The organism is Paraburkholderia caribensis (genome assembly GCF_002902945.1).
Lineage (GTDB): Bacteria > Pseudomonadota > Gammaproteobacteria > Burkholderiales > Burkholderiaceae > Paraburkholderia > Paraburkholderia caribensis.
This window is the reverse complement of the sequence record NZ_CP026103.1, coordinates 1,447,990-1,474,271: the sequence shown is the minus strand read 5'-3', so window position 1 is coordinate 1,474,271 and position 26,282 is coordinate 1,447,990. Positions and strand designations below refer to the sequence as shown.

The 26,282-nt window shown below is 63.2% G+C and carries 26 protein-coding genes; 21 read left to right on the top strand and 5 right to left on the bottom strand.

The features are described 5' to 3' along the window. Window positions 1-13 precede the first annotated feature (13 nt). Together C2L66_RS36185 and C2L66_RS36180 are read right to left on the bottom strand one after the other, a co-directional pair. Window positions 14-1,312, bottom strand: a complete 1,299-nt coding sequence (locus tag C2L66_RS36185) for an MFS transporter (RefSeq protein WP_054930939.1) — start codon at window positions 1,310-1,312, stop codon at window positions 14-16. A gap of 155 nt (window positions 1,313-1,467) precedes the next feature. Continuing rightward, window positions 1,468-2,316, bottom strand: a complete 849-nt coding sequence (locus C2L66_RS36180) for a putative hydro-lyase (protein ID WP_409372650.1) — start codon at window positions 2,314-2,316, stop codon at window positions 1,468-1,470. 115 nt (window positions 2,317-2,431) lie between these two features. Between C2L66_RS36180 and C2L66_RS36175 the strand changes: the two genes are divergently transcribed. The 10 genes from C2L66_RS36175 (at window position 2,432) to C2L66_RS36130 (ending at window position 11,945) form a co-directional block, all read left to right on the top strand. Then, window positions 2,432-3,364 (top strand): LysR family transcriptional regulator, encoded by a 933-nt coding sequence (locus C2L66_RS36175; protein ID WP_007577479.1) that lies wholly within the window; start codon window positions 2,432-2,434, stop codon window positions 3,362-3,364. Between the two features lie 217 nt (window positions 3,365-3,581). Next, window positions 3,582-4,826 carry an urea ABC transporter substrate-binding protein gene (locus C2L66_RS36170; protein ID WP_035993542.1) on the top strand — a complete coding sequence of 415 codons (1,245 nt, stop codon included), beginning with the start codon at window positions 3,582-3,584 and terminating at the stop codon, window positions 4,824-4,826. 61 nt (window positions 4,827-4,887) lie between these two features. Beyond that, the gene (locus C2L66_RS36165) at window positions 4,888-5,769 is read left to right on the top strand and encodes an ABC transporter permease subunit (RefSeq protein WP_054930936.1); all 882 of its coding nucleotides are present in this window, start codon (window positions 4,888-4,890) and stop codon (window positions 5,767-5,769) included. A gap of 20 nt (window positions 5,770-5,789) precedes the next feature. After that, a complete protein-coding gene (locus C2L66_RS36160) occupies window positions 5,790-6,872 on the top strand; it encodes an ABC transporter permease subunit (RefSeq protein WP_176056932.1) in 1,083 nt (360 codons plus the stop codon). Then, a complete protein-coding gene (locus tag C2L66_RS36155) occupies window positions 6,869-7,579 on the top strand; it encodes an ABC transporter ATP-binding protein (protein ID WP_054930935.1) in 711 nt (236 codons plus the stop codon). The genes C2L66_RS36160 and C2L66_RS36155 overlap by 4 nt, the downstream gene beginning before the upstream one ends. Continuing rightward, window positions 7,576-8,283: an ABC transporter ATP-binding protein gene (locus tag C2L66_RS36150; RefSeq protein WP_035993549.1), complete on the top strand. Its 708-nt coding sequence runs from the start codon at window positions 7,576-7,578 to the stop codon at window positions 8,281-8,283. Before C2L66_RS36155 ends, C2L66_RS36150 begins: the two co-directional genes overlap by 4 nt. A 13-nt stretch (window positions 8,284-8,296) precedes the next feature. Beyond that, window positions 8,297-9,283, top strand: a complete 987-nt coding sequence (locus C2L66_RS36145) for an acetamidase/formamidase family protein (protein WP_054930934.1) — start codon at window positions 8,297-8,299, stop codon at window positions 9,281-9,283. A 57-nt stretch (window positions 9,284-9,340) separates the two neighbouring features. Further along, the gene (locus C2L66_RS36140; protein ID WP_054930933.1) at window positions 9,341-10,495 is read left to right on the top strand and encodes a transporter substrate-binding domain-containing protein; all 1,155 of its coding nucleotides are present in this window, start codon (window positions 9,341-9,343) and stop codon (window positions 10,493-10,495) included. Window position 10,496: 1 nt separating this feature from the next. Beyond that, the gene (locus C2L66_RS36135; RefSeq protein ID WP_176053526.1) at window positions 10,497-11,147 is read left to right on the top strand and encodes an ANTAR domain-containing response regulator; all 651 of its coding nucleotides are present in this window, start codon (window positions 10,497-10,499) and stop codon (window positions 11,145-11,147) included. Between the two features lie 33 nt (window positions 11,148-11,180). Beyond that, window positions 11,181-11,945, top strand: a complete 765-nt coding sequence (locus C2L66_RS36130) for an SDR family NAD(P)-dependent oxidoreductase (protein WP_054930932.1) — start codon at window positions 11,181-11,183, stop codon at window positions 11,943-11,945. A 15-nt stretch (window positions 11,946-11,960) separates the two neighbouring features. Here C2L66_RS36130 and C2L66_RS36125 read toward each other — a convergent pair whose 3' ends face one another. Beyond that, window positions 11,961-12,395, bottom strand: a complete 435-nt coding sequence (locus tag C2L66_RS36125) for a MarR family winged helix-turn-helix transcriptional regulator (protein WP_035993560.1) — start codon at window positions 12,393-12,395, stop codon at window positions 11,961-11,963. Between the two features lie 160 nt (window positions 12,396-12,555). Here C2L66_RS36125 and C2L66_RS36120 point away from each other — a divergent pair, with 160 nt between their 5' ends. The 7 genes from C2L66_RS36120 (at window position 12,556) to C2L66_RS36090 (ending at window position 20,088) form a co-directional block, all read left to right on the top strand. Next, entirely contained in the window at window positions 12,556-13,644 is a 1,089-nt protein-coding gene (locus tag C2L66_RS36120; RefSeq protein ID WP_233445059.1) for a substrate-binding domain-containing protein, read from the top strand. A 205-nt stretch (window positions 13,645-13,849) separates the two neighbouring features. Next, the gene (locus C2L66_RS36115; protein WP_060608741.1) at window positions 13,850-15,367 is read left to right on the top strand and encodes an amidase; all 1,518 of its coding nucleotides are present in this window, start codon (window positions 13,850-13,852) and stop codon (window positions 15,365-15,367) included. A 40-nt stretch (window positions 15,368-15,407) separates the two neighbouring features. Next, on the top strand, window positions 15,408-16,634 hold the full coding sequence (locus C2L66_RS36110) for an urea ABC transporter substrate-binding protein (RefSeq protein WP_060608738.1): 1,227 nt from the start codon (window positions 15,408-15,410) through the stop codon (window positions 16,632-16,634). A 34-nt stretch (window positions 16,635-16,668) separates the two neighbouring features. After that, complete coding sequence (locus C2L66_RS36105; protein ID WP_060608735.1) at window positions 16,669-17,535, top strand: branched-chain amino acid ABC transporter permease; 867 nt, start codon at window positions 16,669-16,671, stop codon at window positions 17,533-17,535. Continuing rightward, window positions 17,535-18,656, top strand: coding sequence for a branched-chain amino acid ABC transporter permease (locus C2L66_RS36100; protein WP_060608732.1), 1,122 nt, complete (start codon window positions 17,535-17,537; stop codon window positions 18,654-18,656). The genes C2L66_RS36105 and C2L66_RS36100 overlap by 1 nt, the downstream gene beginning before the upstream one ends. Continuing rightward, window positions 18,653-19,372 carry an ABC transporter ATP-binding protein gene (locus C2L66_RS36095; protein WP_054930929.1) on the top strand — a complete coding sequence of 240 codons (720 nt, stop codon included), beginning with the start codon at window positions 18,653-18,655 and terminating at the stop codon, window positions 19,370-19,372. Before C2L66_RS36100 ends, C2L66_RS36095 begins: the two co-directional genes overlap by 4 nt. Window positions 19,373-19,383: 11 nt before the next feature. Further along, window positions 19,384-20,088, top strand: a complete 705-nt coding sequence (locus tag C2L66_RS36090) for an ABC transporter ATP-binding protein (RefSeq protein ID WP_060608729.1) — start codon at window positions 19,384-19,386, stop codon at window positions 20,086-20,088. On the opposite strand, the gene C2L66_RS36085 is transcribed toward C2L66_RS36090, so the two are convergent. Further along, entirely contained in the window at window positions 20,085-20,831 is a 747-nt protein-coding gene (locus tag C2L66_RS36085; RefSeq protein WP_054931026.1) for a GntR family transcriptional regulator, read from the bottom strand. The two genes, C2L66_RS36090 and C2L66_RS36085, sit on opposite strands and share 4 nt — an antisense overlap. 56 nt (window positions 20,832-20,887) lie before the next feature. Here C2L66_RS36085 and C2L66_RS36080 point away from each other — a divergent pair, with 56 nt between their 5' ends. From C2L66_RS36080 to C2L66_RS41405, 4 genes are all read left to right on the top strand, one after another. Then, the gene (locus C2L66_RS36080; RefSeq protein ID WP_060608727.1) at window positions 20,888-21,619 is read left to right on the top strand and encodes an enoyl-CoA hydratase/isomerase family protein; all 732 of its coding nucleotides are present in this window, start codon (window positions 20,888-20,890) and stop codon (window positions 21,617-21,619) included. Between the two features lie 103 nt (window positions 21,620-21,722). Continuing rightward, window positions 21,723-23,123: an MFS transporter gene (locus C2L66_RS36075; protein WP_060608722.1), complete on the top strand. Its 1,401-nt coding sequence runs from the start codon at window positions 21,723-21,725 to the stop codon at window positions 23,121-23,123. A gap of 18 nt (window positions 23,124-23,141) precedes the next feature. Beyond that, window positions 23,142-24,653: an aldehyde dehydrogenase gene (locus tag C2L66_RS36070; RefSeq protein WP_054930925.1), complete on the top strand. Its 1,512-nt coding sequence runs from the start codon at window positions 23,142-23,144 to the stop codon at window positions 24,651-24,653. Window positions 24,654-24,853: 200 nt separating this feature from the next. Then, window positions 24,854-25,180, top strand: a complete 327-nt coding sequence (locus C2L66_RS41405) for a hypothetical protein (RefSeq protein ID WP_167352380.1) — start codon at window positions 24,854-24,856, stop codon at window positions 25,178-25,180. 35 nt (window positions 25,181-25,215) lie between these two features. Here the strand turns inward: C2L66_RS41405 and C2L66_RS36060 are convergent, their stop codons facing one another. Further along, window positions 25,216-26,256 (bottom strand): LacI family DNA-binding transcriptional regulator, encoded by a 1,041-nt coding sequence (locus C2L66_RS36060; RefSeq protein WP_054930923.1) that lies wholly within the window; start codon window positions 26,254-26,256, stop codon window positions 25,216-25,218. Between the last annotated feature and the right edge of the window lie 26 nt (window positions 26,257-26,282).

The window sequence follows — 26,282 nt, the reverse complement described above, 5'->3', positions numbered from 1 at the left end:
GTGCGCGCCGGGTTCATGCGGATTCGAGTTCGCGTCCGCGTGTTTCGGGCAGCGTGAGGGCGGCGACGATCAGCACGCCATAGGCGGCTACTGCAAAAATGCCGATGCTCGTGCCAAGACCGAACTCTTTCGACAGTGAGCCGATCAGCACGGGAAACAGCGCGCCGATCGCGCGGCCGACGTTGTAGCAGAAGCCCTGTCCCGAACCGCGCACGCGAGTGGGGAAGAGTTCGGTGAGAAACGCGCCCATGCCCGAGAAAATGCCGGAGGCGAAAAAGCCAAGCGGGAAGCCGAGCCACAGCATCGACGTATTCGTGAGCGGCAGCGACGTGTAGGCGAACGCGATCGCCATCGAGCCGACTGCGAACAGAATGAAATTGGGCTTGCGGCCAATGCGGTCCGTGAGCCACGCGCTCGACAGGTAGCCGACATAAGAGCCAGCGATGATCATCGCCAGATAGCCGCCCGTGCCCATCACCGTGAGATGGCGTTCCGTCTTGAGGAAGGTGGGCAGCCAGGTGGTGATCGCGTAGTAGCCGCCTTGCGCGCCCGTCGTGAGCAGCGCGGCGCGCAGCGTCGTGGACAGCAGCTTCGGCGCGAAGATTTCGGTGAAGCGCGGCGTATCGTTGGCGTCGCGCCGTATTGCTTTCGCCTGCTCGAATACTTCGGGTTCCTTCACATAGCGGCGGATCACCAGCACGAGAAACGCGGGCACGAGGCCGATCAGGAACAGCGCACGCCACGCGAGTTCCGGGGCCATCGCCGAAAAGAGCACGGCGTAGAGCAGGGCGGCCATGCCCCAGCCGAGCGCCCAGCCGGACTGCACGAGGCCCACGGCCTTACCGCGGTCGCGTGCGCGAATCACCTCGCCGATCAGCACGGCGCCCGCGGTCCATTCACCGCCGAAGCCAAAGCCCATCAATGCGCGGGCGGCGAGCAACTGACCGTAGTTCTGCGCAAGTCCGCACAGCCCTGTGAAGACGGCGAACCACAACACGGTCAGTTGCAGTGTGCGCACGCGGCCAATGCGGTCGGAAAGTATGCCCGCGATCCAGCCGCCCAACGCCGACGAAAGCAGCGTCAACGTGCCGATGAACCCGGCATCCGCGAGCGTGATGCCCCACGTCGCGACGAGCGTCGGGATCACGAACGAGAGCATCTGCGTGTCCATGCCGTCGAGCATGTAGCCGACCTTGCAGCTCCAGAACGCGCGTCGCGCGCGCGGACCGGCTTCTGCGTACCAGGAAAGCCGGCTTTCGCTGGCCGCTTCGCTGGGCTCGTCTGCGATTGCCGTGAGTGTCTTGCTGTCCATCAGTTGCTCCTGTCGATCGACGAGTGGGGCATGTCTGGCGCCGCCCGCATGCCTGAAAACGATTCAAAGGATTGAGTCAGCCCCTCTGGTCGGCGCGGCCAGATCTCGTTCAACGAATGGGATGCCCAGCGATGCGGCGCAACGCGCCGCGTTGGTCAGAACACGGCTAGCGACGCGTTCGTGATATCCGTCATCAGCATGTGGCCCGGTGCATGGGCAATCGCGAGAGGCAGCTTCGCCGCCATCAGCGCGGTCTGCGGGGTCACGCCGCACGCCCAGTAGACGGGCAGTTCGCCCGCACGGATCGTCACGGCGTCGCCGAAGTCGGGGCGCGCGAGATCGGCGATGCCGAGCTCGGCAGGGTCGCCGATATGGACGGGCGCGCCGTGCACGCCGGGAAAGCGGCTCGTGATCTGCACCGCGCGAATCGCATCGGCGCCGCGCATCGGACGCATCGACACCACGAGTTCGCCGCCGAACACGCCCGCGCGCCGGTTGGGAATATGTGTGCGATACATCGGCACGTTGCGTCCCTCTTCGACGTGGCGCAGCCCGATGCCTTCGAGCGCAAGCATGTGCTCGAACGAAAACGAGCAGCCGATCGCAAACACGACGAAATCGTCCTGCCACAGCGCTTCAATGGAGTCGACGCGCTCGCTCAGTGCGCCGTCGCGATAGACGTTGTAGGCCGGTACGTCCGTACGGATGTCGATATCGCGGCCCAGCATGGGTACGCGGAAATCGCCCGGTTCACCGACGCCCAGCAGCGGGCACGGTTTCGGATTCGCATGGCAGAAGCGCAGGAAATCATGCGCATGGGCGGCGGGCAGTATCGCGAGATTGGCTTGCGCGTACTCGCCGCAATGTCCGGCGGTCGGGCCGCGAAAGTCGCCGTGACGAACGGCCTGGCGGAATTCGGATGGAGTCATGGTCGGGCGGGCTTCTGATGTTTTCGGTTGGCGGCGCGCGTCACACCTCGAATTGCGTACCGTCAGGCAAAGCATAGAAAAGAAGAAAATTTGACGCCAACTAGTTTTCTTTGCTGTCCACGAATAGAATTTCTTAACGAATCTGCGGGTTTTCCCGAGTCACGTCGTTTTTTTTGAAGCGCTTCGCGCCATGAATACTCGCTTTCTCGAAACCTTCGTCACGCTGGCGAAATTGCGCAGCTTTCGCACGACAGCAACGGCGCTGCATGCCACGCCCGCTGCGATTTCCCAGCGTCTGAAGGCGCTCGAAGATGAATTGCAGACCGTGCTGGTCGATCGCGACAGCCGCGAGTTCCGCCTGACGCCGAATGGCGATTACCTGCTCGGCTACGCGAAAGCCGTGGTCGAGGCGACGCGTCAGTTGCAGGCGGCCGCGTCCAACGAAGGCGCGATGCGCGGCAAGCTGCGCCTGGGCGTGATCGAGACGGTCGTGCACAGCTGGCTCGCCGACTACATGCGCATGCTCGCCACCGACTATCCGCAACTCGAAGTGGATCTCGCGGTGGATGTGAGCGTGGTCCTGCAGCGCCGTTTGATGGCGGGTGAACTCGATCTGATCATTCGCGTGGAGGGCAGCGATGAGGAATCGGTGGTGTGCGACGCGCTCGCCAACTATCCCGTTCACTGGATCGCGCGCGCGGGTCTGTTGCCGTTGTCCCGCAGCGGGCTCGCAAAACGCGTGTTGCGGCATCCCATCCTGACGTTCGGCCGTGGGACCGCGCCGCATCGCGCGCTCGAAGACATCGTCAGCAAGCTCGCGCTCGCGAATGGCGTGCCGCTTGCCGACACGCGCATCACCGGCTCGCCGTCCATTTCAGTGATCGTGCAACTGGTGCGCGACGGCTTTGGCGTCGCGGCTATTCCGCGGCTTTTCGTCGACGAACTGATCGCGCGCGGCGAAGTGGTTGAGTTGCCTTTGCAACCTTCGCCGCCTTCGATCGTCGTGTCGATGTCGCGCCGCTCGGATGCGCCGCTGTTCGTGCACGGCGCGGCGAATGCTGCACGCACTGCGTGTCACGCGTACTGCGAGCATGGCGACGCGCGGCTGATCGAGCGGCTGTAATGCTGCGTTTTCGCGAACGCGCGGACGGCTGAAGGATTTTTGATCAGCGTTGACAACGCAAAATTCGGCGCTTTAGACTGCATCCATTCCTCGCGGCCCGACAAAGATGTCCGCCCGAGGATCCGGCACAGAAGCCCCCTGACGAACCGTGTGTTCGTCAGGGGGCTTTTTTTTGTTCGCATTTTTGGGAGTTCGAGCCCATTTCTGGAGAATCCGCATGTTGCTTAAGCCGTCCGGCTGGATGCGTCTGGCCTTCATTGCAGGACTTGCAGTCACGTCGCTTGTCGCGAATGTCACGGATGCCGCCGAACCCGTGAAGGTCGGCCTGCTCGAAGACGCGTCGGGCAACTTCGCGCTCGCGACCATCCCGAAGATTCACGCCACGCAGCTTGCCGTCGACGAAATCAACGCGAAGGGCGGCATTCTAGGCCGCCCGATCCAGCTCATCGCGTACGACACGCAATCGGACAACACCAAGTTTCAGGAACTCGCGCGGCGCCTCGTGCAGACCGACAAGCCGGACGTGATCTTCGGCGCGTTCTCCAGCGCCTCGCGCGAAGCGATTCGTCCCATCATGGATCGCGCGCATCAACTCTACTGGTACGACAACCAGTACGAGGGCGGTGTGTGCGACACCAATACCTTCGTGACGGGTGCCGTGCCCGAGCAGCAGTTCTCGACGCTGATTCCGTGGATGATGCAGAAGTTCGGCAAGAAGGTGTACACGATCGCCGCCGATTACAACTTCGGGCAGATCTCCGCCGAATGGGTGCGCAACATCGTGAAGGAGAACGGCGGCACGATGGTGGGCGAGGAGTTCATCCCGCTGTCGGTATCGCAGTTCGGTCAGACCATCCAGAACATCCAGAAGGCCAAGCCCGATTTTGTCGTGACCTTGCTGGTCGGCGCGAATCAGGCGTCGTACTACGAGCAGCAGGCTTCGGCGCATCTGAATCTGCCGATGGCGAGTTCGGTGAACGTCGGTCAGGCGTATGAGCACAAGCGCTTCAAACCGCCTGCATTGAAGGACATGTACGTGACCGCGAACTATGTCGAGGAAGTCGACACGCCTGCCAGCAACGACTTCAAGAAACGCTTCCACGCGAAGTTCCCGAATGAGCCGTACATCAATCAGGAAGCCGCCAACGCTTACGACGCGATCTACCTCTACAAGGCCGCCGCCGAAAAAGCGAAGTCCACCAATCAGGATGCCGTGCGCAAGGCGCTGGAGAGCGGCGGCATCTGTACGGAAGGCGCGCAGGGCAAGGTGTGCATCGACCCGAAGAGCCATCATGCGAGCCATACGATCTTTCTCGTGCATGTGAAGGACGACCATTCCGTCGATATCCCGAAGGTCTGGGACGACGTGCAGCCGTACTGGCTCGGCAAGGTGGGCTGCGATCTGCCGAACAAGCCGGATCACCGTCAATACACGCCGTCGAATCTGCCGAAGAAGTCGTGACCCGAACGGGCGCGCCCGGATGCAATGAAGCGCGCGCCCGTTCTCTGAAAGTGGAGCAATCATGGCCACCTTGTCGGTGCTCTATTCGCTGATCTATCAGTTCGGCGACAGCTTTGCGTATCTGGTGCTGGCCGCGCTCGGGCTTGCGGTGATCTTCGGCATGATGGGCGTCATCAATCTCGCGCATGGCGAGTTCATCATGTGCGGCGCGTATGTCACCATCATCTCGGCCAAGCACGGCATGCCGCTGCCGCTCGCGATGCTGCTCGGCGCGCTGTCGGCGGCCATGGCGGGCGTCGTGATCGAGCGGCTCGTGATTCGTCATCTTTATGACCGCCTGTTCGATTCCGTCGTGGCGACGTGGGCCATCAGCCTGATCGTGCAGCAGACCATGCTGCTCGTCGCCGGTCCTTCGCTCGAAGGTATCGGCACGCCGTTCGGCGCGTTCTCGCTCGGCGAGTATTCGTTCTCGACGTATCGCGCGGTGCTGCCGTTGATCGCGCTTTGCATTCTGTTCGCGCTTTATCTACTGTTCTTCAAGACCAACTACGGCGTCTGTGCGCGCGCGACGATCCAGAACGCCAGCATCGCGCAATGCCTCGGCCTGCGCACGGATCGTCTCTACACACTGACCTTCGCGCTGGGCGCGGGACTCGCCGGACTCACGGGCGCGCTCTACGCACCCACCATGACGGCCGTGCCGACGATGGGCAGCAACTTCATCGTGCAGGCGTTCGTCTCGGTGGTGGTCGGAGGCGCGAATGTGATTGCGGGCACGACGCCGGCGGCGGGCGTGCTGGCGATCATCCAGACCGCGCTCACCGCGTCCTACGGTCAGCTGTTCGGGCAGATCGGCCTGCTCGTCACGGTGATCGTGGTGATCCGGTTGATGCCGCAAGGGCTCGGCAACCTGTTCATGCGCTTGCGCCGGGAGGAGTCGTGAAGCAGTCGGGGAAGCAATCGGTGAAGCAAGCGCAACTGGCTGCCTCAGGCCCGGCACCGCGGGCGCTGCGTTACGTGCCATGGCTCGTGGCGCTGTGTCTGCCGCTCGTCGTGGACGCCAACACGAGCGGCAATCTCGCCTACTGTCTGCTGTGGGCGTTCAGCGCGGTCGGGCTTGCCGCGATGTGGGGCTACGGCGGCATCCTGTCGTTCGGGCAGACCGCGTTCTTCGGGCTGGCCGGCTATAGCTACGGCATCTTCACGCTGAACTTCGGCGACACATGGTTCGATGCGTGGCTCGGCCTCGGCGCGGGCATCGCGGTGAGCGTCGTCGTGGCGGCGCTGATCGGCTACATGATTTTCTTCGGGCGCATCAAGGGCGTGTTCATCGGCATCGTGACCTTATCGGTGACGCTTGTGCTCGAGACCTTCATGGCGCAGACGGCGGGGCCGCAATGGGCGATCGGCGAGGCGCGCCTGAACGGCTACAACGGCATGGGCGGCATGCCGCCGCTGACGATTCCGTGGCCCGGCGGGCCGCTCACGCTGGAGAACACGAGCTTCTACTATCTGGTGCTGATCCTGCTGATCGCCGTCTACGCGTTCATGCGCAAGCTGCTCGACGGACCTTTCGGACTCACGCTGATTGCGATCCGCGAGAACCCGCAGCGCGCGGAAATGCTGGGCGTCGATATCCGTCTTCATCAATTGCTGGTCTTTGTGCTCGGCGGCACACTGGGCGGATTGTCGGGTGCGCTGTACACGATCTGGGGCTCGTACATCACGCCGTCGACAATGGGCCTCACGGCTGCGGCCATGCCCGTGATCTGGGTCGCCACGTCGGGCCGGAAGAGCATCGGCGGCGCGATCGTCGGCACGGCATTGCTCGTGTGGCTTTCGCAGAATCTCGCGGTATATGGCAGCCAGTACGCGCTGATCCTGATGGGCGCGATCCTGCTGGTGGTCGTGCTGGCCGCGCCCGAAGGCCTGCTGCCGTTCGTAGCAAGGCAGTTGCGGCGCTTCGAGCGTGAGCGAGGCCTTGGCAACGGCCGCAACCGTCCGTGTTTCGACGAACCGCTCAAGCAAGAGGAGGGCAAATCGTGACCGTGCTGCTCGAAACACGCGCGCTCAAGAAGCACTTCGGCGGTGTGCAGGTGATCAACGGTATCGACTTTCAGATCGACGCGGGCGAGATCCGCTGTGTGATCGGACCGAACGGCGCAGGCAAGAGCACGTTCTTCAAGCTCATCACGGGGGAACATAGACCGTCTGAGGGCAGCGTGCATTTTCTCGGGCAGGACATGAGCCACGTGCTGCCGCACGAGCGCATCCGCATGGGGATGAGCATCAAGTTTCAGATACCCGGCGTCTTTCCGGATCTGAGCGTGCGTCAGCATCTGCAACTCTCGTTGCATCGCGCGAAGGACGACCGGCCTGGAAGTATCGAAGAACTCTTGCAGCGCTTCTTGCTGGAACAGGAAGAGCATGTGCTTGCGCGCAATCTGTCGCATGGCAAGAAGCAGTGGCTCGAAATCGCAATGGCCGTGTCGCTGCGGCCGAAGCTGCTGTTTCTCGACGAGCCCGTTGCGGGCATGTCGATCGAGGAAACACATGCGACGGGCGAACTCATCAAGCGGCTATCCGCATCCGGCCTGACGATGATGGTAGTCGAGCACGACATGACCTTCGTCAAGCAGATCGCGACGCGCGTGACGGTGCTGCACGGCGGCAGGCTGCTCGCCGACGGGCCACTCGAAGAGATCCTCGCACGCGACGACGTCGCGGAAGTCTACCTGGGGAAGAAATCATGAGCGCGCTTCTCGAAGTCGCGGACGTGGCAGCGGGCTATGGCGGCGGGCGCGTGCTCAACGGCGTGTCGTTCGGCATCGGGCGCGGCGAAGTGCTGGCGCTGATCGGGCGCAACGGCGTCGGCAAGACCACGCTGATGCGCACGCTGATCGGGCTCGTCAAGCTCGACGCGGGCCAGATCGTACTCGACGGCGCGCCCATCGGTCATGAAAAGCCCTACGTGCGGGCACGCAAAGGCATCGGCTATGTACCGCAGGGCCGCGAGATCTTCGGCGCACTGACGGTCGCGGAGAACCTTCAGGTCGGCGCGCAGGCGAACCCGGACAAGGCAGCGCTGATGCGCGAGAAAGTTGTCGGCTACTTCCCCGTGCTCAAGACGCGCTACCGGCAAAAGGCGGGCACGATGAGCGGCGGGGAACAACAGCAGCTCGCCATCGCGCGCGCGCTGGTCAGCTCGCCGCAGGTGCTGCTGCTCGACGAACCATCGGAAGGCATCCAGCCTTCCATTGTCGATCTGATCGGCGAGACGCTGCTGACCATCGCGCGCGAGACGGGCATCGGCGTGGTGCTGGTGGAGCAGGATATGGGCATGGTCGAGCGCATCGCGACGCGTTGCTGCGTGATGGACAAAGGCCGCATCGTGGACACGTTGAGCCCGGCGCAACTCGGGGACGAGCAACTGATACGCCAGTATCTGGCACTGTGACGGAGAGCAGAACATGAAATGGCTAGAAGAATCGATCATGATGAAGCGCGGCGTCGGCGCCGATCGCGAACCGGTGGAACATCATCTGACCGAGGAACTGCAGAAGACCTTCCACTACACCATTGGGCCGTATTCGCAGCCGGTACTGCACGTGAAGCCCGGCGATCGCGTGGTGGTGGACACGCGCGACGCGTTCGAAGGGAAGATCAAGAGCGAGACGGACAAGCCATCGCAGGTGCTGACGGTGCCGTTCCTCAATCCGCAGAACGGTCCCATCATGATCGAGGGCGCGGAGAAGGGCGATGTGGTCGCGGTGTACATCGAAAAGATGTCGCCGCGCGGCGACGATCCGCACGGCTTTTGCTGCATGATTCCGAACTTCGGGGGACTGACGGGCACCGACTACACGGCGCTCCTTAACGAGCCTTTGCCCGAGGTGGTGCGCAAGATCAAGATCGACGAAGAGAACGTGTACTGGAGCAAGCGCAACACGCTGCCGTACAAGCCGCATATCGGCACGTTGAGTCTGTCGCCCGAACTCGATTCGATCAATTCGCTCACGCCCGATTCGCACGGCGGTAATATGGACGTGCCCGACATGGGGCCGGGCAGCATTACCTATCTGCCCGTGCGCTCGCCCGGCGGGCGGCTCTTCATCGGCGACGCGCACGCTTGCCAGGGCGACGGCGAAGTGTGCGGCACAGCCGTCGAGTATCAGAGCACGACGACCGTACGGGTCGATCTCATCAAGAAGTGGAAGATCGACTGGCCCCGGCTCGAAAACGAGGACGCGCTGATGAGCATCGGCAGCGCGCGGCCGCTCGAAGACGCGACACGTATTGCGTATCGCGAACTCGTGCTGTGGATGGCGGCGGAGTACGGCTTCGACAAGTGGGACGCGTATATGATGCTGAGCCAGGTCGGCAAGGTGCGGCTCGGCAATTTTGTCGATCCAAAATATACGGTCGGCGCGATGGTCGCCAAGCACTACCTCAAGTAAAACGATCTGCCGTGCGGGCGCCGTCCCGCACGCATCATACGGAGAGCACGTCACGACATGGCATTGTCCGATCCCATCAGAGTTGGTCTGCTTTGCTCCACGAGCGGCTCGACGGCGCTTCTGGAGCAGTCGCAATGGCGCGGCGCGTGCCTCGCGATGGACGAGATCAACGCGCGCGGCGGCATCGACGGACGCGAACTCGTTGCAATCCACTACGATCCGGGCTCCGACCCCGCCGTGTTTCGCGAGCTGGCCGAGCGCCTGATCGTGCAGGACGGCGTCAACGTGATCTTCGGCGGTTATACGTCCACGAGCCGCAAGGCAATGCTGCCCGTCGTCGAGAAGCACAACCGGCTGCTGATCTATTCGCAGCAATACGAGGGCTTCGAATACTCGGACAACATCATCTACAGCGGCGCGTCGCCGAATCAGAACGGCGTGCAGCTCGCCGACTTCATGACGCAGACGTTCGGCGCGCGCGTCTACTTCGTGGGCTCTCGCTACGTCTATCCGTACGAATGCAACCGGACCATGCAGGAACTGCTGCTTCAGCACCCGGAAGGCGCCATACTCGGTGAGCGGTATCTACCCCTCGAAGCAGACCGCGAGCAGTTCGCGCAGGTCGTCGCGGATATCGCGCGCAAGTCGCCCGACTGGATCTTCTGCACGGTGATCGGCGCGACCGTGCCGTATCTGTACGAGGCCTACGCGCATGCGGGTTTCGATCCCGCGCGGATGCCGATCGGCAGCCTCAACACGTCCGAGACCGAAATTCACGCAATGGAGCGCGGCATTGCGGCGGGACACTTCACGGCGGCGCCCTATTTTCAGAGCATCGATACAGCCGAGAATCATCGCGCCGTGCGGCAGCATCAGGCGCGCTTCGGTGCCGATACGCCGACCGACATGAACTGGGAAGCCGCTTACTATCAGATGCATATGTTCGCCGAAGCCTGCACGCGCGCCGGTTCGGACGAAATCGGCAAGATCATGCCGCATCTGCTCGGCTCGGAATTCGCGGCGCCGCAAGGCAGGGTGCGGATCGATCCCGTCAATCATCACATGGCGCTCTATCCGCGCATCGGCCGCGCGAATGCAGACGGCCAGTTCACCGTGCTACGCGAATCGAAGTTCGCCGTCGGCCCCGACCCGTATATGACACGCCAGACGCTCGGGGACTGGGTGACGAAGTTGAGCACACGGGACTACTGACGTGAGCGCGCGCATGGGCAGAGACCAACGCAGCCTCACCAGTTCGATTCTGGAGCGTCATCCGCGCGTGCTCGTGTTCCATCCCGACGATGACGACGGCCAGACGCTCACGAACCATCTCCGGCGCATGGGCTTTCAGGTCGAGCGATGCTGGCCGCCGCTGGAGACGTTGCCCGACAGGACGGATCTGGTGTTCCGTGCGCTGTTGCCCGAAGAGCGCGCGCCGAAGGACGAATGGTCCGGGCCGGATGCGCCGCCCGTCATCTGCGTGGTCGCGTATGAGAATCCGACCTTCATCGATCAGGCCATCAAGATGGGATCGGACGGCATCGTCACGACGCCGATCCGCGCCTCGGGCCTGCTGTCGACCGTGATCATGGCGCTCTATCATGCGCGCCGCTCGCGGCAGCACTTGCAACGCATCGCGAGACTCGAGCAGAAGCTGCTCGACAGCCGGCATCTGCAGGAAGCGAAGGGCATTCTGATGACGATGCATGGCGTCAACGAGAACGAAGCGTACGACATGCTGCGCGCCCAGGCGATGGAGAAACGTGTGTCGATCGACGACATCTGTCACTCGGTGATCCAGGCGGGCGAGGTACTGCAGATCAAGCGCGGGATGATGCCCGAGGATGGGCGAGGCGAAGACTGAGTTCAACCGTAGGTTCAACAAGAGGCAACCAGCATGGACTTGCAACTGAAGGGACTGAAGGCGATCGTGACGGGCGGGACCAAGGGCATCGGTCTTGCCATTGCGCGCACGCTCGCGCAGGAAGGCGCCGACGTCGCCATCTGCGCACGCGACGAGGCGGCCGTGACGGCGACTGCGGGCGCACTGGCGGAGCTGGGCGGCGCACGCGCGTCGGGCGCTGCCGTGGATGTCGCGGACGGCGACGCGCTGAAGGCCTGGGTCGGGCATGTCGCGAAGGACTGGGGCGGGCTCGATATCGTGGTGGCCAACGTCAGCGCGCTCGCTATCGGCAACGATCTCGAATCGTGGCGCAAGGAGTTCGAGACCGATCTGCTCGGCACGGTCAATCTCGTGGATGCGGCCATGCCCTGGCTCGAAGCGAGCAAGGCGGCGTCGATCGTCGCGATATCGAGTGTATCGGGGCGCGAGATCGATTTCGCCGCCGGCCCTTACGGCGTATTCAAGGCGGCACTCGTTCACTACATGCAGGGACTTGCGAATCAGCTCGCGTCCAAAGGCATTCGGGCGAACACGGTATCGCCCGGCAACGTCTATTTCGAAGGCGGCGTGTGGGACTGGATCGAGCATAACGATGCGGCGCTGTTCGAGCGGGCGCTCGCATTGAATCCGACCGGGCGCATGGCGAGGCCGCAGGAGATCGCGAATGCCGTGGCGTTTATCGCGAGCCCGGCGGCGAGTTTCGTGAGCGGCACCAACTTCGTGGTCGATGGCGCGCTCACGCGCGGCGTGCAACTTTGAAGAGGGCGGCACGCGTCAACGCGGCCCCGACTCCTCGATAAACCGTTCGAGCAGACGCTTCAACTGCTTTGCGTTACGAGGGCCGAGCGCTTCTTCGATGGCGGCGTGATGCGCGTCCACGCCCGGTTGCAGGCGGGCGAGCAGCTTGATGCCCCGGTCGGTGATGAAGATCAGCACCTTGCGGCTGTCGTAGTCGTCCGCCGACCGCTGCACCAGGCCGCGGCTCACGAGCTTGTCGACGTTCTTGGTCAGCGCGGGAAGGTTGAGCAGAACCTGAGCGGCGAGTTCGCTCATCGAGTGTCCCGCCTCGTCGGACACGGCGTGCAGGATGCGCCAGTGCTCTTCGTTCACGCCTTCTTCGGCGGTCAGCTGGGCGAGACTGAGCTTCATCTGCCGATGCGCGGATGCGATGAGCCAGGCAAGGTAGGAGGAGAGGTCGGTGTCCGGCATGGTAGATGCTTTGTGAAAGACGAATAGCTGAATCTTACGCAAATAAACTTTCTGCGGAAAGTATCGGTGCAAGTGTCCTCTGGCGCGTGCCCGCGATGGTGCGCGCACGCCATTCGTTGGTGCATGCTGAATCGTTCGAACCCGCCGCGTCGACCGTCTGATGAAGCCGCGTTCCCGTGCCTGCCGTCCCGGGCAGGAGATGACCATTGCGTTGTGCGTGCCGCTAGGCGGCGCGGCCGGGCTTTGGGGGCCGTGCGCGCTCGCTTCGGCGCAACTTGCCGTCGATGAACTGAATGCGTCGGCGGGCATCGCGGGCCGCCCCTGCCGGCTTTTGACCATCAATGCGGGTGACGACGCGCGCGAGCTCGACTGCGCGTTGAGCGATCTCGTCGGCGACGGCACAATCGATGCGCTCGTCGGCATGCATACGAGCGCAGTGCGCCTCGATCTGCTCAAAGCCGTAGGCGGACAGATACCGTTCGTCTATACGCCGCTCTACGAAGGCGGCGAGCGTACGCCCGGCGTGTTCGCGATAGGCGAAACCACGCGGCGCCAGCTCCAGCCGGCCATTCACTGGATCAGCACGCAGCGCCGCCCGAAGCGTTGGTTCTTCGTCGGCAATGACTATGTATGGCCTCACGCGACGCATCGGCTCGCGCGACGTTACGTGCTCGATGCGGGGGCCGAGGTGGTCGGCGACATGTATCTGCCGTTCGGCGGAGGCGACTATGGCGAGGTGCTCGATGCGATCCGCAAGCGGCGAGCGGATGCCGTGCTGCTGTCGCTGATCGGCCAGGACACCATCGACTTCAATCGCGCGTTCGGCGAGGCCGGGCTCGCAACCAGCGTCGTGCGGCTTTCGTGCGCGCTCGGGGAAAACGAACTGCTCGGCATCGGGGCGCGCAACACGGCGGAGCTGTATGTGGCCTCGGGCTATTTCGCTTCATTGGGCACGGATGCGAACCTCGCGTTCAAGGAACGATATCGCGGGCGATACGGTGCGCGTGCACCGACGCTCGACACCTTCGGTCAATCCACCTACGAAGGCATTCATTTTCTCGCTGCGCTGTTCGACGACGCCCGGCGCAGACGGCTGTCCGCGCAGGCAGGACTCGCGCAACTCGGCATCGCGCCGCTTTCTTTCCGAAGCGCCCGCGATTCAGCCTATGCGGGCGGCCGCGTGAACCGCGTGCCCATCTATCTCGCGCGGGCCGCGGGCCATCATTTCGAAGTGCTTTCGCCGCTATAAGCACTCCTTGCGTCGTGTCGCATCGTGCTTTGTCCAATTTACTTTCCATGGAAAATAAATTGTTGACGCGGAAAATATGTGTCCATACCATGGCTCGCAGATCGGGACATGTGCAGAGCGTTTCGTCCCGTTCATTACGACACGCCTGCATGACAGTCTGACAGCAGGCCGCAATCCGTCACGAATCCGTTCGAGTGAGGAAGCCATGGCAGTGAAACGTCCCACGCCTGCACAGCTTGACGAAGTCGCCAGCAGTCTCGGCATCCATCTGTCCGAGGCGCAGCTTGCTGCGTATCACACATTGTTGCAGCCGAATTTCGACGCATACGATGTCATCGACGCGATGCCCGACTACGTCCCGCGCGTCACTTATGCGCGCACACCGGGGTATCGTCCTTCGGGCGAAGAGAACCGCTATGGCGCCTGGTACGTCAAGAGCGAAGTGAAGGGCGCGCCCACGGGCAAGCTGGCGGGCAAGACCGTCGCGCTGAAAGACAACGTATGCCTTGCGGGTGTGCCGATGATGAACGGCGCCTCGACGCTCGAGGGCTATGTGCCCGATGTCGATGCAACCATCGTGACGCGTCTGCTCGATGCGGGCGCGACGATTGTCGGCAAGGCCACCTGCGAGTACTTCTGCTTCTCGGGCGGCTCGCATACCAGCGCGCCGGCGCCCGTGCACAATCCGCGAAAGATGGGCTATTCGGCGGGCGGTTCGTCGTCGGGTAGCGCGGCGCTCGTGGCCGCGGGCGAAGTCGATCTCGCTATCGGCGGCGATCAGGGCGGCTCTATCCGCATGCCCGCCTCGTACTGCGGGATCTACGGCATGAAGCCCACGCATGGGCTGGTTCCTTATACGGGCGTCATGCCGATCGAACTGACGATCGACCACACGGGACCGATGACGGCCAACGTGACGGATAACGCGTTGATGCTCGAAGTGCTGGCCGGCCCCGATGGCCTCGATCCGCGCCAGTACGCGGGGCAGACGGCCAAACCCTATTCGGACCTGATGAAGGAAGGTGTGCGCGGACTGAGGATCGGCGTCGTGAAAGAGGGTTTCGGATGGCCGCAATCGCTCGCGGAATCGGATGCGAAGGTGCGCGCCGCCGCCGACCATTTTGCGGAACTGGGCGCAAAAGTCAGCGAGGTATCGATTCCGATGCATCGCGTGGGCCCGTCGATATGGCTGCCCATCGCCGCCGAGGGCGCCACGCAGCAGATGATGAAGGACAACGGTCACGGCTTCAACTGGAAGGGCCTGTACGTGACGGGCATGGTGGACTATCACGCTGGCTGGCATGAGCGCGCGGACGAACTGTCGGAGACGTTGAAGATCACGATGGTGCTCGGCGAGTACTTCATCCGCCACTATCGCGGGCACTTTTATGCAAAGGCGCAGAACCTGTCGCGCCAGCTCACGGCCGCCTACGACGCCGCATTCGCCGACTACGATCTGCTCCTGATGCCGACGCTGCCGCTCACGGCGACGCCTCTGCCCGAACCGGGCGCGAGCGTCGAGGAAATCGTCACGCGCGCTTTCGAAATGTTGCCGAACACCTGCCCGTTCGATTGCACGGGACATCCCGCGATGAGCGTGCCGTGCGGCACGGTCGACGGTCTGCCCGTCGGCATGATGCTGATCGGCAAGCATTGGGACGAAGCGACCATTTATCGCGGCGCCTACGCATTCGAACAGTCGATCGACTGGATGAAAGTCTGACCCTTGTGATCCTTCTCGCGTCTCTTTCCGGAACCCCTCTATGGACCGACGTGCGTTTCTGAAATCGTCTGCGGCATCGGTAGCCGCTGGCATGGCGGGCTCGTTTCCCTTCATCGCCGAAGCGGCCGACGAGATTCTTGTCGGCGGCATCACGGACCTGTCGGGCGGCCTCGATATCTACGGCAAGCCGATGGCGGACTGTCTCACCATTGCCGTCGAGGAGTGGAACGCGCAGGGCGGCCTGCTCGGCAAGCAGATCAAGCTGCTGAATTACGATCCGCAGTCGAGCATGCAACTCTATACGCAGTTCGCGCAGCAATCGGCGTTGAAGGACAAGGTCGCGGTCGTGCACGGCGGCATCACGTCGGCTTCGCGCGAAGTCATGCGGCCCGTGCTGGACCGTTATCGCACGCTCTATTTCTACAACACGCAGTACGAAGGCGGCGTGTGCGACCGCAACACCTTCTGCACGGGCGTGACGCCGGGCCAGACTGTCGCGAAGCTGATTCCTTACGCGATGAAGCAGTGGGGCAAGAAGGTCTATGTCGTTGCCGCCGATTACAACTACGGCCAGATCACCTCGCAATGGGTGAAGAAGTTCGTTCAGGACAACGGCGGATCGGTACAGTCAATCGACTTCTTTCCGCTCGACGTCACCAATTTCGGCTCGACCATCTCGAAGATCGAGGCGGCGAAGCCCGACATGCTGGTGTCGGCGCTCGTCGGCGGCTCGCATATGTCGTTCTACCGGCAATGGGCGGCAGCGGGGCTGCACAAGAAGATTCCGCTGGCATCGACGACTTTCGCGGGCGGCAACGAGCAGATCGTTCTCTCGCCCGAGGAGTGCGATGGTTTCCTGGTCTCGTACAACTACTTCGAGAATCTCGACAACCCGGTGAACAGGGCGTTCAAGGACCGTTTTCACAAACGTTTCGGCGCGAACTACCCGAACATCACCGAGCTGGCGATGGGTACGTATCAGGGCTTCAACCTCTGGGCGCAGGGCGTGAAGAAAGCGGGCACGCTCGACCGCATGAAGGTGATCGAGGCGCTGGAATCCGGGATCAGCATCGACGCGCCCAGCGGCAAGGTGTCGATCGATCCGGCGACGCATCACTGCGTGCTCAACGTCAGCATCGCGCAGGTGAAGAATCACAAGCTCGACATCGTGCAGACGTTCCAGAACCAGCCTCCCGTGGATACCAGTGCGGTGTGCAATCTCATCAAGAACCCGCGCGACAACCAGCAGTACGTGATCAAGCTTTGAGGCGCACGCTGCGCCTTCATGGAGAGGAGCTACGATGGATCTTGCCGCGATCGTTGTGATTCAGGTGCTCTATGCCATCGCGAGTCTCGTCGTGATTTCATCGGGGCTCGCGGTCATCTTCGGCATGATGAAGGTGATCAATCTCGCGCACGGCGAATTCATGATGCTGGGCGCGTATGCGGCTATCGAAGCGATCCGCTTCGGCGTGAACCTGTGGGTGGCGATTCTCGTCGTCGCGCCGCTTGTGGTCGCACTGATCGGCGTCGTGCTGGAACGGGTCTTCATCCGGCGGCTGTACGGCCGCATGATCGACACGATGCTGGCGACTTGGGGACTGTCGCTGCTGCTGATCGGTGTCGTCACCTCGATTGCGGGCAATACGACGGCGGGCATTTCCGCGCCGCTGGGCAACTTCACGATCGGCGGATACTCGGTGAGCAGTTATACGCTCGTCATCATCGCAGTCGCGGTGGTGCTCGGTGTCGCGCTGCGGTGGGTGCTGCTGCATACGTCGCTCGGCCTGATCGCGCGCGGCACGATGCAGAATCCGCAAATGGCCGACGCGCTGGGCATCGCGCCCGGCCGCGTGTACTCGGCCACCTTCGCCATCGGCGCGGCGCTGTCGGGACTCGCGGGCGCGTTGCTCGCACCAATGACGGGTGTCGTGCCGACCATGGGCGGCGCGTTTATCGCCAAGGCGTTTATCACGGTAATTGGCGGCGGCCCGGCGATCGTGGCGGGACTGGTCAGTTCGTCGATGCTGTTCGGCGCGATCAATCAGATCGCCACCTTCGCGTCGACGCCCGTGCTCGGCGAGGTTGCGCTGCTGGTCGGCGCCATCGTGATGCTGCGGCTTCTGCCGCGCGGCATCACCGGCCGCTTCTTCAAGGGGGCATTGTGATGACGCCTGTCAACGCGAACCGCACCATGCCCGTCGCCGATGCGCTCTCGCGCTTCTCACGGTCGTGGAAGAGCGCGGCACTCGCGCTGGCCGTCGGCATGGTGATGTTGATCGTGCTGCCGCGTGTGCTCGATGACTTCGCGCTCGTGCAGGCCACCGTCTACGCCGTGATGGCGATACTCGCGCTGAGCCTCGGCTTCGTGTGGGGCTTTGGCGGCATACTGTGCTTCGGCCAGTCGGCGTTCTTCGGTCTCGGCGCTTACACGTATGCGATCGCCGTCACCAATATGGGCGACAGCACCGTGCCGTTCGTGCTCGCCATCGTGTTGCCCGCCGCCTTTGCGGCGGTGCTCGGCTATCTGATCTTCTATGGGCGGCTTTCGGATGTGTACATGGGCGTGATCACGCTCACTGTCACGCTGATTCTCTTCAACCTCGTCAACTCGACAGCCGGGCCGGAATGGAAGATCGGCACTGCGGCGCTCGGCGGCTTCAACGGTATTCCCAACATCGCGCCGCTCAATACGCCGGGCAATGTCGACGATGTGATCGGTCCACGCGGACTGTTCGAACTGTCGCTGGGGGCGTTGCTCGGCGTCTATTTCCTGCTGCGCGTGCTGCTCGCGTTCAAGATAGGACGGGTGATCGTCGCGAGCAAGGAGAACGAACAGCGTCTGCTGCTGCTCGGTTACGACTCGCGCGTCTACAAGCTCCTGACCTTCGTGCTGGGTGCGGCCATTGCGGGGCTGTCGGGCTGCCTCTTCGCGAACTGGGGCGCCTTTACGAGTCCCACGGTGTTCGGCCTCGCGCAATCCGCGCAGATCATCATCTGGGTCATCGTCGGCGGGCTTGGGACGCTGGTCGGACCCGTGATCGGATGCGTGGCGATCCAGTGGCTCACGACGCAGATCGGCACGCAGCAAACCATCAACTCCAACCTCGTGCTCGGCGCGATTCTCGTCGTGTTCGTGCTGATGGTGCCGAAGGGCATCGTGCCGAGTATCGGTGAGCTGGGCATGAGATTGTTCGCAGCCGTCCGGCCCCCGCGCCGCACATCGGGCGACACGCGCAACGCCGCGCAGGACGACGCACATAGCGCCTCGCGCGAGGAAGCCGCATGACACAGCCGCTGCTGGAAACACGCAAGCTCAATGTCCGTTTCGGCGGCGTGCACGCGACCCGCGACGTCGACTTCTCACTCGCCGAGGCGGAGTTGCGCTGTGTGATCGGGCCGAACGGCGCGGGCAAGAGCACATTCTTCAAACTGCTCACGGGACAGGTCAAGCCGACGTCGGGCGAGATCCTGTTTCGCGGCAGGGACATCACCGCGATGCAACCGCATGAGCCCGCGCGTCTGGGCATCGGCATCAAGACGCAGGTGCCGAGCCTGTTCAACGGACTTTCAGTGTGGGACAACGTGTGGCTGGCGGCACGGCGCGTGAATACGCCCATGCAGACCGAGCGCGTGACGCGCGACGTGCTGGAGCGCGTCGGCATGCTCTCGCATCGCGACGCGATCACCGGCTTGCTGGCGCACGGCGAGCGTCAGTGGGTCGAGCTGGCTGTCGTGATCGCCGCCGACCCGCCGCTGATTCTGCTCGACGAACCCGCTGCGGGCATGAGCGATGCGGAAGTGGCGCGCACGGCGGAGCTGATACGCGAGATCAACCGGCGCCATGCCCTCGTCGTGGTGGAACACGACATGAGCTTCATCCGGCGGATTGCCAGGAAGGTCACGGTGCTGCATCAAGGCGCGATCATTCGCGAGGACACGCCCGAGCGCATCATGAGCGATCCGTTCATCCAGCAAATCTATCTGGGCAAGAAGCCGCACTGACGGGAGGCGCGATGCTTGAAGCAAACGGCTTGTGTGCGGGCTATGGCGCCATTCCCGTGCTCTACGGCGTGACACTGTCCGTCAGGAGCGGCGAGGCTATCGGCATTCTTGGGCACAACGGCATGGGCAAGACGACCTTGCTGCGCACGCTGATTGGCGCGCTGCCCGCGACGGCGGGCACCATCCGCTTCAATCACGACGACGTGACGGCACTTGCGCCGCACGCGCGCGCGAAACGCGGCATGGCGTATGTCCCTCAGGGGCGCGAGATTTTCCCGGCGCTGTCTGCCTACGACAACTTGCGGCTCGGCCTCGTGAAGACGGGGCGTAAGCCCGAAGGCGCGATCGACGCGCTGCTCGAGGATTTTCCGCGCCTTCGGCCTTTGCTGGACCGGCCAGGCGGGGCGCTCTCGGGTGGCGAACAGCAACTGCTCGCCCTGGCGCGCGCGCTGGCGGGTGAGCCGTCGATGTTGCTGCTCGATGAGCCAACGGAAGGCATCCAGCCTTCGATCATCGAGGAAATCGCCGAGACGCTCGTGTCGTTGCGGGAAAAGCGCGGCCTGACGATCGTGCTAGTCGAGCAGAACCTGGACTTCATCGCCGCCGTCTCGCAACGGGTGCTGGTGATCCGGCGCGGGCGCATCGGCGATGAAATTCCACGCGAGCATCTGGCCGACCTCGACAAGGTCAGCGAGTACACGGGCGTACACGCCTAGGCGCTCTTCAACACATCGAGCGCGGCGGCGCATGCGCCTTGCAATTGCTCGCGCATCAGGTCCTGAACGTCCGCCGTCTGGTTGACGATCGCATCGCGAATCCGTACCGCCTGCTCATACGATGCGCGCATCCGTCCACCGCGTGACATCGCGATACGCCGCAAGCGGCGCACAGGCCCGATCAGTGCGGCATGGTTCTGTTGCAGCGTGCGGTTGTCGGCGATCGTCATCACGATCGTATAGAAGCGATCCAGTGCGTCGACATAGCTCGCCGGGTCGTCCGCTTCGACGCTCGCCTGCATTGCGCTGATCACGTCGTCCAGTTGCGCCGCGCCGAGCGCCGTGATGCGCTCCGACGCCAGCTGCACCGCGAGACATTCGAGTGCGGCGCGCACCGTATAGATCTCTTCGACATCGCGCAGCGACACGGCACGCACATAAGCGCCCACACGCGGCAGGATCGTCACCAGCCCTTCGCGCTCCAGTTGCGCGAACGCTTCGCGCATTGGCGTGCGGCTGACGTTCAGTTGCTTCGCGACCTGCACTTCGGACAGCCGGCTGCCCGGCGCCAGCACCCCCTCCACGATAGCCTCGCGCAACGCGGGCACGACCACGCCGTCGCTCAACGAATCGCCCGTGGTATCCAGCGTGCGCAGCCGCGCGTGATACCGCGTGGCGATCGACTCCAGCGTGGGCGTATGGCGGACAGGCGCCTTTTTAGATGCAGTTTTTGCGGCAGGCATTGACACCTCGAAGTTCTGTGAATACGCTGTATACAGATTATACATCAGGAGACGACATGGATCGCAGTCCATTGCAGGCCCCCGTTCTGATCGAGCAGACGGGCGACACGCTCACCTTCACATTGAACCGCCCGGACGCTGGCAATGAAGTATCGGGCGCGATGTTCGACGCGATGTCGGCTGCGTTGCGCAGCGAGGCCGTCGAGCCGAGGGCGCGCGTGCTGCGCCTGCGCGCGAATGGCGACGTGTTCTGCACGGGCCGCGAGCGGGCGGGGCGGGATGCCGTGTCGATACGCGCCGAAGTCGCGCGGCTGATCGAGTTGAAGCGGCTGTTGCGCAATACCTCGCTGATTTCGCTTGCGCAGGTGCACGGCGACGCGTTCGGCTTCGGTTTTGGGCTGGCCATCCTGTGCGACTTCACGCTGGTCGCGTCGTCGGCGCGGCTCGGCTTTCCGGAGATGCGCGCCGGCTTGCCGCCCGCTGCGATCATGGCCTATCTCGGCCGCTACGCGTTGCCCAAGACGGTGTTTCCGATGGTGCTGTTCGGCGATGCCATCACACCCGAACTTGCCATGCAGGCGGGGCTGATCACGCGCGTGTGCGAGCCAGCGAGCCTGCATGCCGAAGCGGACGCGCTAGCCGAACGCGTTCTCTCGCTGGACGAAGCGGGTGCAAGGCAATGCAAGGCGTTTTTCCTCGCGGCGCAGGAAAGCAGCGTCGAACACAACTTCCGCAACGCAACCGATATGTTGACCGTCAATGCGCTGCGGCTGATGCAGGGCCGCTGAACACGGTAGTGCATCTCTCACGCAATACAACACGACGTGCTGCGGCGCGGGCGTCATCGGACGAGGACGTCGCGCGACCTTGACACGTCGACAGGAGACAGACATGAACGTCAACGCAGGGCCGAGGCTCGACCGCTTGCCGATGTCGGGATTTCACCGGCGCATCATGTGGTTGATCGGCATTGGGATGTTTTTCGATGGGTTCGATATTTACGTCGCGTCGACGGTGCTCGGCGCGACGCTCAAAAGCGGCTTCTCCACGCTCGGACAGAACGCGCTGTTCGTGTCGTTGACTTTTCTCGGCATGATGCTCGGCTCGCTTGGCACCGGCTTTCTCGGGGATCGCTTCGGGCGCAGGTTCACCTATCAGGCGAACCTCGCCGTATTCGGTCTGGCGTCGCTCGGTGCGGCGCTCGCGCCGAACATGAGCGTGCTGATTGCGTGCCGCTTCGTCATGGGGCTCGGCCTCGGGGCGGAAAACGTGGTCGGTTATTCGACGCTGACGGAATTCGTGCCGCCGCAAAAGCGCGGCAGGCTGCAGGGCCTGATGGCCGTTTTCGTGGTGTCGGGATTGCCCGTTGCCGGGCTGATCGGATTGCTGCTGATTCCATCGTTCGGCTGGCGCGCGATGTTCGTGCTCGGCGGACTTGGCGCGCTCGGTGTCTGGTATGCGCGCAAGGCCTTGCCTGAGTCGCCGCGCTGGCTCGATTCCGTTGGACGGCACGACGAAGCCGACGCGATCCTGCGTCGCATTGAAGCCGAAGTGACGGTTGCGCGGGGTGGCGAGCCGCTGCCCGCTCCCGTTTCGATGAAAGCGGGCGCGGCCGTGCCGCAGGCGCTCACGTTCCGTTCGCTGTTCAGCGGCGCGATGCTGCAGAGGATGATCGTCGGTTGCGTGACGCTGGTGGTCATCAACACGCTGTTGTACGGTTTCGTGACCTGGCTGCCGACGTTCTTCGTGCATCAGGGCTTCAGTATCGCGAAGTCGTTCGGCTTTGCGCTCGTGATGTCGCTCGGCGCGCCGATCGGCTCCGCAATCGGCGCGCTCACGGCCGATGCGTGGGGACGCAAGCCGACCATCATCGGCTCGTCGTTCGCGGCGATCCTGTTCGGCGCGATGTACCCGTTCATCACGAGCCCGGTGATTTTGCCCATCGTCGGACTGCTGTTGACCATTCCCATTTACGTGCTGGTCGCGCTGCTGTTCGCCGTGTATGTGCCCGAACTCTTTCCGACTGAAGTACGGCTGCGCGCGTCGGGTGTGTGCAACACGCTGGGGCGTGGCGCAACCATCGTGACGCCTTTCATCGTGGTGGCGCTGTTCGCGCAGCACGGCATTGTCGGCGTGCTTGCCCTGATGATCGGCCTGCTCGCCGTGCAGATCGTCGTGGTTGCCTGGCTGGGCGTCGAGCCGACGGGACAGCGCCTCGAAGATCTTCAGCCGGAAGACACAGTCGCGCGCGATTCGCTTCATGGCGACGCGCACGCTTCGCCTCTCAAGTGAACCAACAGGAATGATGCAATGGATACGACGAACACCCAGCACTACGACGCACAATTGTTGATCGACGGCGAATGGACGGATGCCGAGGAGCACCGCTCGCTCGATATCGTGAATCCCGCGACGGGCGAAGTGATCGGCGCACTGGCGGCCGCGTCGGCGAACGACGTCGACCGCGCGGTGCAGGCGGGGCACCGGGCGTTCGAAGGCGGCGCGTGGCGCGACATGCCGATCCAGCAACGCGCGCGCGTGCTGAATCGTTTCGCCGATCTGTTCGAAGCCGACCTCGAACAGTTCTACAAGCTGGAGACACTGAACAACGGTCGCCCGATCTCCGAGACGCGTGCGCAGATTTCGCGGTTGCCGCAGTTCTACCGGTACTTTGCCGCGCTCGCACTCACGCGCCGCAGCGACGTGATTCCCATTGAAGGGCCGTACCTGTGCTACACGCAGCGCGTGCCGCTCGGCGTGGTCGCACTGATGACGTCGTTCAATCATCCGTTGATGATCCTTTCGAAGAGTCTCGCGCCCGCGCTCGCCACAGGCAACAGCGTGGTCATCAAGGCATCGGAGCAGACGCCGCTCACGACGGTCCGGCTCGTGAAGCTGCTGCAGGAAGCGGGCGTACCGAGAGGCGTCGTCAACGTGGTGAATGGCGAAGGCCGCGAAGCCGGCGCGGCGCTCGCGCGGCATCCGCTGATCCGCAAGGTCGTGTTCACGGGCGGCACGGAAGTGGGCCGCACGATCGGTGAGGCGGCAGCGCGCAATTTCGCGTTGACCACGCTGGAACTGGGCGGAAAGGGCGCCGTGATTCTGTTCGACGACTTCGACATCGAGCGCGCGGTGAACGGCGCGGCGTTTGCGGCCTTCATCGGCGCCGGGCAAACCTGCGTGTGCGGCGCGCGCATCCTCGTGCAGAAGTCGATGTACGCGGCGTTTCTCGAACGTTTCCGCGTGAAGTCGGAAAGCATTCGGGTCGGCGATCCAGCCGATCCGAAGACCCAGCTCGGCCCGGTGATTTCGGACCGGTCGAGGCAGCGCATTCTGGCGATGCTCGAACGCGCGAAGGAGGCAGGCGCAAAAGTGCTGACGGGCGGACGCGTGCCGCAAGGATTGACGTCGGGCTATTTTCTGGAGCCGACGGTGATCCATGACGCCAGCCCGCATTCGGAGATCGGCCAGGACGAAGTGTTTGGGCCCGTCACCGTCGTCATGCCCTTTGAAGACGAAGCCGATGCCATCCGTATCGCCAACGACACGCAGTTCGGCCTTGCGGCTTCCATCTGGACGCAGGACGTCGCACGCGCGCACCGGGTTGCGGGCAAGCTCGAGTTCGGCATGGTCTGGGTGAACGACCATCACCGGCTCGATCCCGCTTCGCCGTGGGGCGGCTTCAAGAACAGCGGCGTCGGGCGCGAGACAGGCATCGAATCATTCGATCAGTTCAGCGAGCCGCGCGCGGTGACGGTCAACACGACCGGCAAGACAGTCGACTGGTATGCGGACGATGGTCAGTTGAAGCGGTTGAACTGACGTGTAAGTGGGGTGTGGACGTGGCGGATCGTCCAGACCGGCTCGACCCGACCAGGATGGTCGGCGAGCCGGTCTGGAAACGGTCCGCGATAGCGTGGCCGGCGCTCGTATCCGATGTCCGGTCATTGAAACGGTATTGGTATTCCGCAAGGCGACTTTCGTCAACCGGTCACGCGATCATGCAAACGGCGAGCCGGTGCATGTTGAATCTGACTTCGCTCGGGACAACGTATTGTCAAAGCCGGGCTGCGAAGGCAAACAATCCGGATCTCCTTTTCGACACTTGCGTCTGGAAACAGGTTCTGGTCAATTACCCGCTTCTCGGCCCGTGCAGCTTCCAGAACACTGGCGTTCCCGGCACGATGGGAGAAGAGGGACACGTCATCACGCCAGCGGGTCTGCCGAACGGGATCATGTTCGTGGCGCGGCGCGCGGGCCGTGCGACGATCGATCTCGTCGCGGGAGACTGGCGGGCCCAACGGTTCTTCATCCTCGACGTCGTGGTGGAGGCGGGTGACGCGCGATGACCGTCGCAGTGTGGCAAGCATGTCAAGCACTGCCATCAGCGGAACCGGCTCGTGATGTGCTCGGGAATATTCTCCGGCGTCACCACGACGACCGACGACGACGGCGATACAGCCGACGCCGGCAAAAGTCGATGAAAATGCATGACGTGCTGGCACGCCGAGCGCATGTCCTGACGAAGCTCGTGATGCAAGATCGCCTGGATCCTGCCTTCGCGCAGAAGCCGGACGTTGTCCCTGTCGAGATCGTGTCCGATAAAGCAAACGGGGGACTGCTGCCGCGCTTCGATCGCTTTGAGAATGGCGATATTTCCGCCGCCCATCGAGTAGACTGCATCGATTTTCCTGTGTGCCGCGATGACCTTGAGAACCCGCTCTTCAGTGAGCGAGTCAAGGCCATGGCCACCACTGGCGTCGATCAGCGTGAGCTGCGGTTGACGGGTCCTCAACGCGCGCCGGAAGCTTATTTCACGTTCTTCTTCGCCGCGGAAGCGCTCGTCGCTCATCGTTATCAAAACCTTTCCCGGCTGCGAAGCGAGCCATTGGGTGATGAGATAGGCCGCAGTCGCGCCAGCGACGCGATTGTCGAGCCCGGCATAGGCAATGCGCCCTGACAATGGAACGTCCGTGAAGGTCGTGATGACAGGGATGCCGCTGCGTTGCAACTCGCCTATCGCTGCTGCGATTTCGGGAACGTCGCGCGCCTTCAGAAACACCCCGTGGCTGCCTCGTCGTCCAATTGAACGAAGCGTCTCGAGTACTTCGTCCGTCGTCATCGTCTCGCGCAAGTGGAATCGCGGTCGAAAGACGGCAGGGTGCAGCACCGGAAGCTCGGCTTCGAGCGCGCTTCGTATCTCGTCGGCGAACCGGGCAGGCGCTTCCACGACGACATCGACAATCAGCTTTCGCCCGGTGGTTGCGAGTTGCAGTTCCTGTTTTTCGAGTTCCCTGATGGCCTGCTCGACGCGCTTGCGGGTGTGTTCCCGAACGTGGGCGCGATCATTCAGTACCCGGTCGACAGTTGCAACACCGAGTCCTGCCTGAAGCGCAATCTCCTTGATCAGGAAGCGATGAGCCATTGGGCATCTCAAGTTTGATAGATTTG